The organism is Acinetobacter sp. AND/436 (assembly GCF_049546925.1).
Lineage (GTDB): Bacteria > Pseudomonadota > Gammaproteobacteria > Pseudomonadales > Moraxellaceae > Acinetobacter > Acinetobacter indicus.
The window spans coordinates 1-13352 of sequence record NZ_JBMXBO010000024.1; the positions used below are offsets into that span (position 1 = coordinate 1).

Sequence of the window (13352 nt, forward strand, 5' to 3'; positions counted from 1 at the left end):
ATAGCATATTAAATAAAAGCCATCCTGTAGATGGCTCTTATTCCTTTAATGACCACTTAAATCACTTCAAACTCAATACGACGGTTCTTTTTACGACCCTCAGCTGTTGAGTTGTCTGCCACAGGTTTGTTGGCGCCTAAACCTTCCACACTCAAACTATCTGCAGGAATATTTTTGCCAATCAAATAATCTTTTACCGCCTGTGCACGCTCTTTACTTAAGATCAGGTTTTTATTGGCATCACCAGAGCTATCAGTATGGCCAATAATTTTCACCTGCTTGCCACCAACCTTATTTAAGGCAATCGCCATCTCATCAAGAATTTTTGTCCCAGATGCGGCTAAAACCGCACTGCCAGATTCAAATTCAATAATCCGGTTTTTCAAGGCATCATCAATAATTTTCTGTTCGGCCTGATTTACAGATAACTGTGCATTAAAACGATATGGCGCCTGTACCAAGCCCTGAAAAGCATTTGTGGTTGGCTGGATATCATTTTGATTGGACATTTTTCCATTTAAATCAATTTGCGTACCGCGTACCGACAATTGACCCTGCTTCACTTTTTTTAGGTCTGGCGTGATCATTCGTGTGACCGATTCGCTCCAGCCATTGGGTGCAGCAACCGATTTAACCTGAATTTTATCAATGACTTGGTCCGCACCATACACACTGTGCATTTTAGTCAGGATGGCCTGTTTGCTGGCTTCATTCGGGACCACGCCTTCAACTACAATCGGCTGTGCACATACCCAGCTACTAACACTGAACAAGAGTACAGACAGCCATTGTTTTTTATATGTATTTAATTGATTTTTAATCATTTTATCCATCTATAAAAGTCTGTCTAAAGAGTTTGATTCCCTGGCTTAAGCTAAGCTGGCGTTCACATAAAGCCTGTTCCAACGCCGCCAAACCTGCATTTTGCTCCAGATATTGAAGCCGACTATTTAAGAGAAGTTGATCCTCAAGTTTATGCCCTGCTTGAAGGTGAAATGCTATCACCACCACCTGAAGTAGAAGAAGCACTGGTTGAAGCTGCCGTGGTTGAGGCCATGCAACTGGAAAATCAGTGGGCGGCTGTGCCGGCAGATCAGCATAGTTATGATCCGGCAGTAGAAGATTTACATGCTCATTCTCATGTCAATCCATCAATTGTGAGCGCTGACCGGAAGTGGCATAAGATGAATCCACGTTATAAACAGCGCCTGCTGATGGTGTTTAAAATCATGAAAGAACGCCATGGCTATGAGCTGGTGTTATTGGAAGGTTATCGTAGCCCGGAGCGACAAAACTCGCTGTCCAAAAATAAAAACACCACCCGTGCCCGTGGTTATCAAAGCTATCATCAATTTGGTTTAGCCGCCGATGTGGCCTTTAAACGTAATGGCAAAGTGGTGATTTCCGAGCGTGACCCATGGGCAATGCGCGGTTATGAACTGTATGGTGAAGTGGCGGAGTCGGTCGGCCTGACTTGGGGTGGCCGCTGGAAATCCATTAAAGATTATGGCCATACCGAATACCGGATGCCAGGCTTAAAGAAAACCCGGGAAATGGCAGAAAAGCTGACCTCGGAAGGTCAGCTGATGGCCAATGCACTCGATTAAAAATAATACCGGGCTTATGCAGATAAAAACTGCTGGATTTTATCGACCACTTCAGCAGTTTTCTCTGCATGCAGCCAATGGCCAGCATTTTCAACAGTTTCAATGCTGGCCTGACTAAACTGCTGTTCAAGGGCAGCATAGTGTTCCGGTTTAGATAAATATGGAGATGCACCGCCACGAATAAATAAACTTGGTGCATCCACCTGGACTGGCTGCCAAGATAAAATTTTCGGATAAGATGCATAAAGTGCATCAACATTAAATAACCACTGCCCTTTACTAAACGATTTCATCAGAAACTGAATCACTGCATCTTCACGCAAATGCTGCTGCATAATCTGGGTGGCATCCTGGCGTGATTCCACTTGTGCTTTTTTGACAGCAAATAGCGCATCAAACACCTGATCATGATGATTTTCCTGATAGGCAAATGGTGTCATGTCCAGCACCACCAGTTTTTCCACTCGCTCTGGTGCAAGGTCAGCCAGTTGCATGGCAATTTTTCCACCCATGGAATGGCCAATCACGATAAATTTTTGTACCTGAATCGCATCCAAGGTTTCCAGTACATCTTGCGCCATCTCGGTATAGCTCATGCTCTGGCGATGTTCCGATTTTCCGTGGTTACGTACATCAATCTGGATGACTGGATAATGCTCCTGTAACGCACGTGCCAACATACCCAAATTACTCAGGCTGCCAAATAAACCATGAATAAGAACAACCGGAATGTCGGTGCTTGATAGATGTTGTTGTGAAGTCTGGAAATTGAGCAGCATTTTTGATTCCTTGTATGCATCGGTTTTGGCTTTCTCGATATTATAGGATAAGTGCTTTATTAAAATTGTATTTTTGCTTAGGCTATTTTGTATCAGGCCAAAAATATCGGCCAGTTGCACAAAGGCATTGGCCGATCCAGTTTATTTATTGAAATAATTGAGTGGCAGTTTCAGATAACGTGTGCCATTGGCTTCCGGTTCAGGGAAATGCCCGGCCACCATATTGATCTGAATGGCAGGCAAAATCAGTTTTGGCATCGATAAACCGGCATCACGGCGATTACGCATTTCTACAAACTCAGCTTTTTGCGTACCATCGTGAATATGGATATTCTCGGCTTTTTGCTGCTGGATACTGGTTTCGTGTATAAAGACCTCACGCCCTTCAGGTAGATAGTCATGGCATAAAAATACCCGTGTCTGCGCTGGCAGCTCATACAGTTTTTGCACGGAATCAAACAGTTGCTCTGCACTACCCTTCGGGAAATCGCAGCGCGCAGTGCCATAATCCGGCATAAACAAGGTATCGCCGACAAAGACTGCATCACCAATCACATAGCTTAAACAGGCTGGTGTATGCCCTGGTGTTGGAATATTGTAGGCCGTTAATTCACCAATACTGAATTGCTCATGATCATCAAACAGATAATCAAAGGCTTGATGCGCATTCAAATATTTCAAATCCAGATTATAAATACGGCCAAACGTATCCTGCACCACAATAATCTTGTTGCTGATGGCAATTTTTCCACCCAGCTTTTCTTTTAAATACTGGGCTGCGGTCAGATGATCTGCATGCACATGGGTTTCTAAAATCCACTCAACGCTTAGGCTATTTTGCTGAATATAGCTAATGATTGCGTCTGCACCTTCAGTCGAGGTAGATGCCGAAGCCGCATCATAATTCAAGACGCTATCAATAATTGCACATTGCTGCGTGGCCGGATCGGTCATTACATAGCTGAATGTATTGGTCTCTTTGTCAAAAAAATGTTGTACAACTGGCGTAGCGGTCATGATTTTTTCCCTAAAAGTCGATGATGAAGATACATGCCATACATCATCGCAGCAATAAAATACAGTGCCTGATAATAGCCCAGACCAATTAACGTAAAGCTAGGTGCAGGACAAATGCCGGCAATCCCCCAGCCAATCCCAAACAAAGCGCTGCCGAGAATCAGTTTAGAATCTAGCTGATTTTGCCGCGGTAACTCAATGGCCTCATGATACACCGTCTTAGGTTCGGCCTGACGTACTGCCTTTTGAAACGGAATAAAAGCCACGGCGATGGCACCCATCATCACAAAAGCCAGACTGGCATCCCAATCGCCGAAAATATCCAGAAAACCTAGTACTTTTTCCGGATTGGACATACCCGAAATCATCAGGCCCAATGAAAATAATCCGCCAAATAGAAACGCCCAGATATTTTTCATTTTAGAATGCTCCTGTGATATGGCGGGTGACATACACCGTCAATACGCCCGTCAGCATAAAGGTCAAGGTCGCTACCATCGAACGTTTGGATAAACGGCTGATTCCACAAATACCATGACCACTGGTACAACCCGAACCTAAACGGGTCCCAAAACCAACCAAAATACCGGCCACCACCATCATGAGTGGACTAGCCTCAAGTTCAATCTGTGGCTGCTGCCAGATTCCATAAATAAACGGCGTAATAAACAATCCCAATAAAAACCACAGCGCCGGTGTTTTAAAGATGGTACTTGGCTGCATCACCTGAGCCAGCAAGCCGCTAATGCCTGCAATCCGTCCATTCACATATAAATAGCCGACCACGGCGGTCCCTAATAAAAGGCCACCTAAAAACGCAATCAGAAAATCATGCATCGCCATACACCCAAAACATTATATGTTTTTATAATATATAAAATACCAATAAATAGCTATCCTTGTTTACAAAGAGCTAATCATCTCCCCCTTTCCTTTATTCTGGCTTTTGTGCTGTCATTCGCTGATTAAGGAGAATGTTGCTTAGGCTATTTCTGGATTATAAGAATGAAGCGCTTAAAAAAATAAAGGAAATAAAAAAAGCTTCCAGCGACTAGAGGCTTAGCGCGGCCAGCACATCTCTAAAAATAGAAGTTGGATAAAGCCTATTTTCGATCATCAATCCGAATAATAGGTTATAAATAGAAAACAGTTTGTTAGAAAAATCATGTGAATTAATTAGCTGATCTTGATAGTTGAGCAAATTCCCTGAATATATCCTCGGGAAATTTTGTACTTCGGCAGAATATTATGTAGTTTGGCTTTAATTTCTTGGTGTTTTAAAACTGCTGATCAGAAATAGAGATGAGTCTCCATCCAAGTGAACTGGCTTACTCAAAAGCATTTAAAACTTTCTCTACAAACCACTCTGGCAACACCTGCGCCTCGGGATTTATTTTTAACAGCTCGACATTTTCAATCTCGGCCAGGAACGATGCGGCTTGACCATCCGTCGAGTTATCAAAAAAGTAGGTTCGATCTGTGGCATCCACCGCCTGCATTAATAAATCCATACTGCGGTAGTAACGCTGTTTAATCTTTTGTTCAGGCACGCCATGCCCGCCCTTCTCTACGCGATACTGCACCCGCGCAATATTAATCAGCGGATCAACCGTGGAAACATAGTACAGATAGGTTTTAAATCCGTGGCGTTTTGCCTCATGTAAAAATTCTACCTTGGAAATATGCGACATCACTGTTTCAAAGGTAAAACTCACCTTTAAACATAAAAACTCCAGGCGAATATAATCAATAATACGCGCGCATAAATAGGAGTCGATTTCCGCAGGATCAAACTGTACGCAGCTTGCACTAATCAGTACCGGTGGCTGACGTAATAAAGGCACCCATGTATTTGCCTGAGGCCGTTGTTTTTGCTCTAGAAAGGAAATTAACGCAGCTGCATCCAATGCCCGATGATAATGGTCCAAATGCAAAACTGCAGATTGTTTAAGCTGATATTCTAGTTCATCTGCATTTAAATATGCCCCAATATGATGGGGCAATAAATATTCCTTAATGGTGCTTTTTCCTGAACCATTCGGACCTGCAAACATCCTGATGCGGGGTTGTGGCATAAATTAGTGAACGGTCTGTAATTTCTTTTTACGTGTCAAGGTTTTTGGAAGATGCTGCGCACTACGATAAGCCGCCGACACATCTTTCATTGCGCTTTCCTGACCATTCGGCTGGCGCTGTACCAGTTGCTGATCTTTCACATACACCACAGTTGAAGACGCACATGCCTGCTTAAAAGCATCACGGAATGCGTGAATCGCCAGTTTTGGAATCATATCATCCTCCACCTTGCCTGCTTTCATAATCGTATAAGCTGTCATTGGACAACTCCTGTTCACACTGTGTGTAATGTCTTTATCTTAGCACATCAGGGCTATTTGTCTATTTATACAGCATTTCGCCGATACAAGGTTGTCACAGACTGAATTAGATAGATCTGCCTTATTTAGGCTAAATTAAGATATTCGTCGCTTTTAAGAAGATTTCCCCTTAATAAAGCAATACTGTTATTTTTTAATTCTAAAATCAAGGCCCTACTCGCCAAATCAGTTTAGGCAATACGTGAACTATCAAATTTTGCCAACCTTGCTTGAACGGCTTTCGTACAGAAAGACACGAAACTGTCTTTTTCAATGAAAGAATTGGTCAATGACTTCCTGAAAATAAATCCAACACTTTTGAATCCACTCTACTCTAATTCTCTTCACAATGACTGTTCATAATCAGGATTGCTCATCTCTTGTTAGCGTCTTAACTTATTCCCATACACCCTCTATCTGAAAGATCAGCCCAACTATTAAGCACATGCTAAACTGATCTAAACAGCACGCTAATGACTAATCGAATTACTATATCCCAAGCACAAAATAAAGATAAATATTTGTAATTCAATAATAAATAAAGATATCAACACGGTAGTTTAAAGCCAGATAAAACAGAATCTATAGCGGCAACCTCTCAGCAGATATATTGAATGGTATAAATTTTAAAACGCGGCCAATTCAATATAGAAATCAGGAGGAGGATAAAAACTCCCCAAATTCAGGGATAGCATTCCGGGGGAAATCCAGAGATAAAACCGGATGCACATGTAGGCCATCTACTTGGGCTTAAACTCATCAAACTATTTTGCGGCAAACCTGTGAATGGTTTTGGTCAATTCTCATTACAATGTAAAAAACCGTCATTTCGTGCAAATTTGGAATCTTTTAACATTGCGAATTGTATGCAAAGTTTGCATGATATAGCCATATTTTGCGACATGCTTTTCACGTAAATTTAAAGAAATTATAAAAAAAATGTGGAATTTCATGCCATAATAAGCAAACTTTGCAGACATCTTGCAAAGACTATTTGCAACTTATTAATTGGAGCAGGCTGGATGAGTTCAACCATTTTGGTTATTCATGGACCGAATTTAAATTTGCTAGGAAAGCGAGAACCTGAGGTTTATGGACACCTTACCCTTGAGGATATAAATCAGCAGCTCATGACACAAGCGCAAAATGCATCATTTTCGCTAGAAACTTTCCAGAGTAACTGGGAAGGTGCCATTGTCGACCGAATTCATCAGGCAGGTCAAGAAGGCGTTCAATTCATCATTATTAATCCTGCAGCCCTGACCCATACCTCAGTCGCAGTACGTGATGCACTTCTTGGCGTTGCCATCCCGTTTATTGAAGTCCATCTGTCTAACGTGCATGCACGTGAAGCATTTAGACATCATTCATATTTGTCCGATAAAGCTGTAGGCGTGATCTGCGGATTGGGTGCAAAAGGCTATGCTGCTGCACTTGACTACGTTATCGAAAAAATTCAACTCACTTCGCAATCTTAATTAGGAATACTGTCTCATGGATATCCGTAAAATCAAGAAACTCATCGACCTGATGATTGAATCTGACTTACAAGCGATTGAAGTTAAAGAAGGCGATCAGGCGATTGCGCTTACTCGTCGCAGTCCAGTAGTAGCGGCAGCAGTTCCAGCAATGCCTGCTCCAGCAGCAGATCTGCCATCAGCACCGAAATCTTCTCCACGTGGCGCAGTTGAAACTTCTCCAATGGTTGGCGTGTTCTATGCAGCACCAAGCCCAGGTGAAGCACCTTTTGTGAAAATCGGTCAAACCGTTTCTGCAGGTGAAACCTTAGGTATTATCGAAGCCATGAAAATCATGAACCCGATTGAAGCAACTCAAAGCGGCGTGATTGAAGAAATTCTAGTTAAAAATGGTGAAGTGATTCAGTTTGGTCAACCACTCTTCCGCTACCGCGCTTAAGACCACGGGGACTCACAATGTTGCAAAAAGTTTTAATTGCAAACCGTGGTGAGATTGCGCTTCGCATCACCCGGGCCTGCAAAACTTTAGGAATCAAAACTGTCGGTATCTATTCCGATGCCGATAAAGACCTGATGCATTTACGTTTCTGTGATGAAGCCGTGTGTATCGGTCCGGGCGCGAGCAGCGACAGTTATCTGAATATTCCTGCGATTATTACCGCAGCAGAAATTACCGGTGCTGATGCCATTCACCCGGGTTATGGTTTCCTGTCTGAAAATGCGGAATTTGCCGAAATTGTAGAAAGCTCAGGCTTTATCTTTATTGGTCCGCGTCCAGAACACATCCGCTTAATGGGGAACAAGGTTTCTGCCATTACCGCCATGCGTAAAGCCGGCGTACCGACGGTACCAGGTTCTGCCCATGCAGTAACACCACAAAATGCCCTGGCTGAAGCCAAAGAAATCGGCTTTCCACTGATTGTTAAAGCAGCTGCCGGTGGTGGTGGTCGAGGTATGCGTATTGTTGAACGTGTCGATACCCTGCTGGAATCGGTACAAGCGGCGCAGCGTGATGCGGAAATGTGGTTTGGTGATGATACGGTCTATATGGAACGTTTCCTGCAAAAGCCTCGTCACGTTGAAGTGCAAGTACTGGGCGATGGTAACGGCCATGCCATCCATCTGTATGACCGTGACTGCTCTTTACAGCGTCGCCATCAAAAAGTTCTGGAAGAAGCACCAGCACCAAACCTGCCAGAGCAAGCACGTGCAGATATTTTAGAAGCCTGTGTCAACGCCTGTAAGATGATGCAGTATCGCGGTGCCGGTACTTTCGAGTTCCTGTTTGAAGATGGCGAGTTCTTCTTTATCGAGATGAACACCCGTGTTCAGGTAGAACACCCGGTAACTGAAATGGTCACAGGTATTGATATTATTGAACAACAACTGCGCGTTGCCGGTGGTTTAGGCCTCGACATTCAGCAGGAAGATGTTCAGGTGAAAGGTCATGCCATTGAATGCCGTATCAATGCGGAAGATCCATCAACCTTCCTGCCATCACCAGGCAAGATTGAAAACTTCTACGCGTCTGGTGGTGCCGGTATCCGCTTAGATTCACATATCTATCCGGGCTATAGCATTCCGCCTTATTACGACTCGATGATCGCTAAACTGATTGCGCATGGTAAAGACCGTAGCACCAGTATTGCGCGCATGCGTCAGGCGCTGGATGAAATGATTTTGACCGGTGTGAAAACCAATATTCCATTACATAAAGATCTGATCTTGCAAGATGAAAACTTCTGCAAACAGGCAATGGATATTCACTACCTGGAAAAGCATTTGTTAAAGCAGCTTGAAGGTGCCAACAAGGAAGCCTAAGCGTTTCCTTGTGAAAATAAAAAAACCGCTGATTTCAGCGGTTTTTTTATGGCTGAATTTCAGCTTTAAGGCAAAACACGGCGCAAAGTGGCAAAGCACTGTTCGGCTTTTTCATTACTACAGAAATGAATAGTATGCGGGTTTTTCCATTGCACAAAATATTGTGAAATCTCCCCGGTCTGATCTTCCTGATAACCGGAACAATCGACCTCATTATTGTCATATTTAATTTGCATGATTAAGGCAGGTAAACTGCTGGCCGGATCTTCTGCCGGCTGATAGTCATAGATGCCAGACGACCATTCCTGACCGCTTTTGATAATGACATCGTTATCACCCCGAAAATTATAATATTCAATACATTTGCGGTTATTTGGAATTTCCATGCCCCACAATCCCACAATTTCAGGACGGGTAATGACACGAACGGTATTGGCATTGACAGGCGCTTTTGCAGCGGTTGCGGCAGCACTATTTGTTGTTGTCGTTTTTGTTTCATTGGCCATCACGGCAGTGCAACATACTAACATTAAACTGGTGAGATAAAGTTTTTTCATACATTGATTCAATGATATAAAGTACCCGCTAACGTTAGCATATTTTTTGCAATAAACTTAGTGCATAAACATAACTCAACAATTTTTTTAAGCCCCAATATCGCTGATTTTTACTGTTTAAATTTTAATCTCGCCTTGCAACTTTGCATAAAATCTCTTACAACAGTTTCTGACAATTTATATTTTCAGGATTGAAAATGAAGTTACAAGAATATTTAAAATATGATGGTCTGGGGCTGGCCGAATTAGTGGCAAAAAAAGAAATTCAGGCATCGGAACTGCTGGAACTGGCCGTACAACGTGCCGAACAAACTAAAAGCCTGAATGCAATTATTATTCCGATGCATGAACATGCACAGCAACGCGTACAAGGACCATTGTCGGGTCCATTTGCTGGGGTACCCTTTCTGGTCAAAGACCTGTTTCAGGAATATGCGGGCTACCCAACTTCTTATGGCTGTCAAGGCTTAAAAAGAATGGGCTATATTCCCGAAACAAACGCTGAAATTGTCAATCGTTGGGAACAGGCCGGAATTGTGACTTTTGGCCGTACCAACACTCCTGAATTCGGAATCAAAGGCATTACCGAACCGGATGCTTGGGGCAGCTGTAAAAACCCGTGGCATTTAAAACATAATAGTGGAGGCTCATCGGGTGGTTCTGCGGCTGCTGTGGCCGCCGGTATTGTGCCACTGGCCGGTGCCGGCGATGGCGGTGGCTCGATTCGTATTCCTGCCTCTTATTGCGGCTTGTTCGGTTTAAAGCCGAGTCGTGGCCGTACCCCATGGGGACCGTCCATGAGTGAAGCCATGCACGGCGCTGCCATTCAGCATGTGTTGACGCGCAGTGTCCGGGATAGCGCTGCCATGCTTGATGCAACCCACGGCGAAGAACACAGCTCTTTATTTAAGATTCAGCGCCCGGAAGGTCAATATCTGCAGCTGATGCAGCAAGCACCAAAAAAACTGAAAATTGCGTTTAGCACCCGCTCTCCAATTGGCACCGCTGTATCTAAAGATGCTATTCAGGCGATTGAGCACACTGTAAAACTCTTAACCAGCCTTGGGCATGAAGTAATTGAAGATCAGCCGGCTATTGATGGCATGCAACTAGCCAAAGATTTTATTACCACCTGGTTTAGTCAGTTCTCTTATATGCTCAGCCAGATTCGCGCACAGTATCCTTCACGTGATGATGATTTCGAGCTGGACTCACTGGCGCTGGCTGCATTTGGTGCCAAAACCTCTGCGCTGGACTATATTCACAACCTGAATAACTGGGGCGTTTATACCACGCAAATGAACCAGTTCTTTGACCGTTATGATTTATATCTGACCCCAGCCACAGCCTCGGTAGCTCCCCAGAATGGCGAAGTTAAAACGCCAGCCTGGCAAAAACCGGTGTTAAAAGCCTTGTTGAAAGTCGGACAGGCGCATCTGTTAACCCAAGGCAAACTGGTCGATCAGATTGTACGGGAAAACCTGAAATGGGTACCTTTTACCCAGCTGGCCAATATTACCGGCTTACCGGCGATGTCTGTGCCACTGTACTGGAATAAACAGCACTTGCCTTTAGGTTCTCAGTTTATTGCACCTTTTGCTCGTGAAGATGTATTACTACAACTGGCTGCACAACTGGAACAGGCTCAGCCGTGGTTCCCGCAATATCAGCACATCAAAATTTAAAGACTTGAATAGCCTGATTCAACAGCCGGTCGATATGACCGGCTTTTTCTACGCCTGTTTTTGTAGCTGTTTCGGTAAACCAAAGACCAGTAACAAACCCAGTAATGTAGATAAGCCAGCCCAGATAAAGACAGTTTGCCCTGAAAAAATATCCCAATAATAACCAGCCAAAATACTTCCCAACGCCACACCCATACCCCACATAGTGCTATAGATAGCTTGCCCTCGTCCTTGCTGACCCAAGCTGAAATTCTGAAAAATCACCCGCATCGCAATCACATGGAATAAGCCAAAACTAAAGGCATGAATGGTCTGGGCAAAAAACTGGGCGATAAAACTGTCAGGTACCAAACCAACAACAATCCAGCGTAAACCGGTCAGCAGCAAACAGGCCATCACCAGTGTTCGCCATGACCAGCGCGACAAGAAAAAGGTTGCATAAGCAAACATGATAATTTCTGCAATCACGCCTACTGACCACAACAAACCAATTATTGAAGTACTAAAACCAGCTTGACTCAGATAATTGCTATAAAAACTGTAAAACGGCGCATGCGAAAACAGCAGAATAAACTCAATCAGGAAAAAACAGGCCACTACAGGCCGTTTTAACACTGGCCACAAAGGCTCCAGCTGTTTTTGGGAACTTGGTGCAGCGCTGGGTTCTTTAATACTAAAAGACCAGATAAATGCCAGAAACGCGATACATAGCAACAATACCGGCAGCATGGAGATTGGAATAATTTCCAGCAAGGCACCGATACCAAATACCGCAACAATAAAACCGACCGATCCCCATTTACGTACCTTGCCATACAGCTGTTCACGTTGATCGCCCAGCCAGAATAAAGTCACCCCTTCAAACTGGGCCAAAATGGCATTCTGGAAAAAGCTAAAAATTAGCATCAGCAACGCGACTGACTGAAAACTATTCGGAATGATAAACAGCATGAACCAGATACAGGCTTCCATCCAGGTGGCAATACGCACCAGCAACATGCGTTTACCGGATTTATCGGCAATCCATCCCCAAATAAAAGGGGCAAAAAACCGGGTGATAATCGCAATGGAAGACAGAATCCCGATTTCCTGATAATTGAAGCCCTGATCTTCCAGATACAGGCTCCAAAACGGCATGAAGGTTCCAACAATGGCGTAGTAGAAAAAGTAGAATCCACTTAGTTTGTGTCGAATTGGAATAGGTTGCATTAGCTTGCATATCCTTGCATTTTCAATAACTTAAAATATTCAAAGGTTGCATAGCATTGCATAAGTTTATCCTTGATTGCAGTTCAACTGTCTACAAATCAGTCTACAAACTTTAAAAAAATATTTTTCCTAATTTTTTGTAGACCGCAGCATAAGACACAGATATTCTTAATTTTATGATTAAATTTGATGAAAAGCACGTTGCATTAAGTGAGGTGATGGATTGATGGGGTTCTTAGGTGGTTTATGTCGCACTTCAAGTGTTACTCTGCCTACTATCAATTCTCCGTTTTTTCCTCTTTATTTTCTTCCCTTGCATCCTCTTTAATCTTATTGGTTACAGTTAGTTTTTTAACTTCTGTTGTCTCAACAGTTTCTGACGGTTTTTTATTATTAGAATCTACACTTGGTGGCGTGGCAGCAACTATTTTAGTGGTAGTTTCATTAGTAACGGTAAATAAATTCTCCTTATTTACGTTGTACATACCAACCAAACTTATTATTAAAATTACCAGGAATGAAGAAACCGACTTGCTATAAAAATCCCATGAAAAAGGATTGTACAACCGACACTTATAAGTGTTGTGTACAGCATCATTTTTATTCTGGGTCTCTAATGCCCTTTTTAAGTTACTCATTGAGTTAATCCATTTAACCAACATATTCAATAATGTCAGTAAACAGATCATCAACAGTGAAATAATAAAGGTTAAATACGGCCACCTAGAATTTACTTCTAATAGTTTTACAGTGGAGCGGCTTTGTTGCATAAAGATTTTAAAGATAGAGCTTTCCTAAGTTGTTTAAATTTAAGTGACAACTTA

At 43.0% G+C, this 13352-nt stretch carries 14 protein-coding genes and 2 pseudogenes; 5 read left to right on the top strand and 11 right to left on the bottom strand.

Going from position 1 to position 13352, the window contains the following annotated elements; all coding sequences use genetic code 11:
• Nucleotides 1-56: 56 nt before the first annotated feature.
• Both ACPEPR_RS13425 and ACPEPR_RS13430 read right to left on the bottom strand, forming a co-directional pair.
• On the bottom strand, nt 57-824 hold the full coding sequence (locus ACPEPR_RS13425; protein WP_075175237.1) for an OmpA family protein: 768 nt from the start codon (nt 822-824) through the stop codon (nt 57-59).
• A gap of 1 nt (nt 825) precedes the next feature.
• A pseudogene (locus ACPEPR_RS13430) lies at nt 826-936 on the bottom strand (type VI secretion system-associated protein TagF); the annotation flags it as partial.
• On the opposite strand from ACPEPR_RS13430, the pseudogene ACPEPR_RS13435 reads away from it, so the two are divergent.
• Nucleotides 936-1607 (top strand): annotated as a pseudogene (locus tag ACPEPR_RS13435) (M15 family metallopeptidase); the annotation flags it as partial. The pseudogenes ACPEPR_RS13430 and ACPEPR_RS13435 sit on opposite strands and share 1 nt — an antisense overlap.
• Before the next feature lie 14 nt (nt 1608-1621).
• On the opposite strand, the gene ACPEPR_RS13440 reads toward ACPEPR_RS13435, so the two are convergent.
• From ACPEPR_RS13440 to ACPEPR_RS13465, 6 genes are all read right to left on the bottom strand, one after another.
• Nucleotides 1622-2386, bottom strand: a complete 765-nt coding sequence (locus ACPEPR_RS13440) for an alpha/beta fold hydrolase (protein WP_423562540.1) — start codon at nt 2384-2386, stop codon at nt 1622-1624.
• A gap of 141 nt (nt 2387-2527) precedes the next feature.
• The gene (locus ACPEPR_RS13445; protein ID WP_423562541.1) at nt 2528-3403 is read right to left on the bottom strand and encodes an MBL fold metallo-hydrolase; all 876 of its coding nucleotides are present in this window, start codon (nt 3401-3403) and stop codon (nt 2528-2530) included.
• Nucleotides 3400-3822, bottom strand: coding sequence for a DUF6691 family protein (locus ACPEPR_RS13450; RefSeq protein ID WP_168383070.1), 423 nt, complete (start codon nt 3820-3822; stop codon nt 3400-3402). Before ACPEPR_RS13450 ends, ACPEPR_RS13445 begins: the two co-directional genes overlap by 4 nt.
• Nucleotide 3823: 1 nt before the next feature.
• Nucleotides 3824-4240, bottom strand: coding sequence for a YeeE/YedE family protein (locus tag ACPEPR_RS13455; protein WP_168395227.1), 417 nt, complete (start codon nt 4238-4240; stop codon nt 3824-3826).
• Nucleotides 4241-4731: 491 nt separating this feature from the next.
• A complete protein-coding gene (locus ACPEPR_RS13460; protein WP_423562542.1) occupies nt 4732-5478 on the bottom strand; it encodes a zeta toxin in 747 nt (248 codons plus the stop codon).
• Between the two features lie 3 nt (nt 5479-5481).
• Nucleotides 5482-5739: a hypothetical protein gene (locus tag ACPEPR_RS13465; protein ID WP_160241328.1), complete on the bottom strand. Its 258-nt coding sequence runs from the start codon at nt 5737-5739 to the stop codon at nt 5482-5484.
• Nucleotides 5740-6800: 1061 nt separating this feature from the next.
• Between ACPEPR_RS13465 and aroQ the strand changes: the two genes are divergently transcribed.
• Genes aroQ through accC form a run of 3 tightly spaced genes read left to right on the top strand, consistent with a single transcriptional unit; the run spans nt 6801 to nt 9077 of the window.
• Complete coding sequence (aroQ, locus tag ACPEPR_RS13470) at nt 6801-7256, top strand: type II 3-dehydroquinate dehydratase (protein WP_005177772.1); 456 nt, start codon at nt 6801-6803, stop codon at nt 7254-7256.
• Between the two features lie 16 nt (nt 7257-7272).
• Nucleotides 7273-7695 carry an acetyl-CoA carboxylase biotin carboxyl carrier protein gene (gene accB / locus ACPEPR_RS13475; RefSeq protein WP_005177770.1) on the top strand — a complete coding sequence of 141 codons (423 nt, stop codon included), beginning with the start codon at nt 7273-7275 and terminating at the stop codon, nt 7693-7695.
• A 17-nt stretch (nt 7696-7712) separates the two neighbouring features.
• A complete protein-coding gene (accC, locus tag ACPEPR_RS13480; RefSeq protein WP_005177767.1) occupies nt 7713-9077 on the top strand; it encodes an acetyl-CoA carboxylase biotin carboxylase subunit in 1365 nt (454 codons plus the stop codon).
• 65 nt (nt 9078-9142) lie between these two features.
• On the opposite strand, the gene ACPEPR_RS13485 is transcribed toward accC, so the two are convergent.
• Complete coding sequence (locus ACPEPR_RS13485; protein ID WP_034597534.1) at nt 9143-9634, bottom strand: hypothetical protein; 492 nt, start codon at nt 9632-9634, stop codon at nt 9143-9145.
• Between the two features lie 197 nt (nt 9635-9831).
• Between ACPEPR_RS13485 and ACPEPR_RS13490 the strand changes: the two genes are divergently transcribed.
• Nucleotides 9832-11319 carry an amidase gene (locus ACPEPR_RS13490; RefSeq protein WP_423562543.1) on the top strand — a complete coding sequence of 496 codons (1488 nt, stop codon included), beginning with the start codon at nt 9832-9834 and terminating at the stop codon, nt 11317-11319.
• Nucleotides 11320-11367: 48 nt separating this feature from the next.
• Here ACPEPR_RS13490 and ACPEPR_RS13495 read toward each other — a convergent pair whose 3' ends face one another.
• Both ACPEPR_RS13495 and ACPEPR_RS13500 read right to left on the bottom strand, forming a co-directional pair.
• Nucleotides 11368-12528 carry an MFS transporter gene (locus ACPEPR_RS13495; protein ID WP_180181982.1) on the bottom strand — a complete coding sequence of 387 codons (1161 nt, stop codon included), beginning with the start codon at nt 12526-12528 and terminating at the stop codon, nt 11368-11370.
• Nucleotides 12529-12806: 278 nt separating this feature from the next.
• Nucleotides 12807-13166: a hypothetical protein gene (locus ACPEPR_RS13500; protein WP_423562544.1), complete on the bottom strand. Its 360-nt coding sequence runs from the start codon at nt 13164-13166 to the stop codon at nt 12807-12809.
• Nucleotides 13167-13352: the final 186 nt, after the last annotated feature.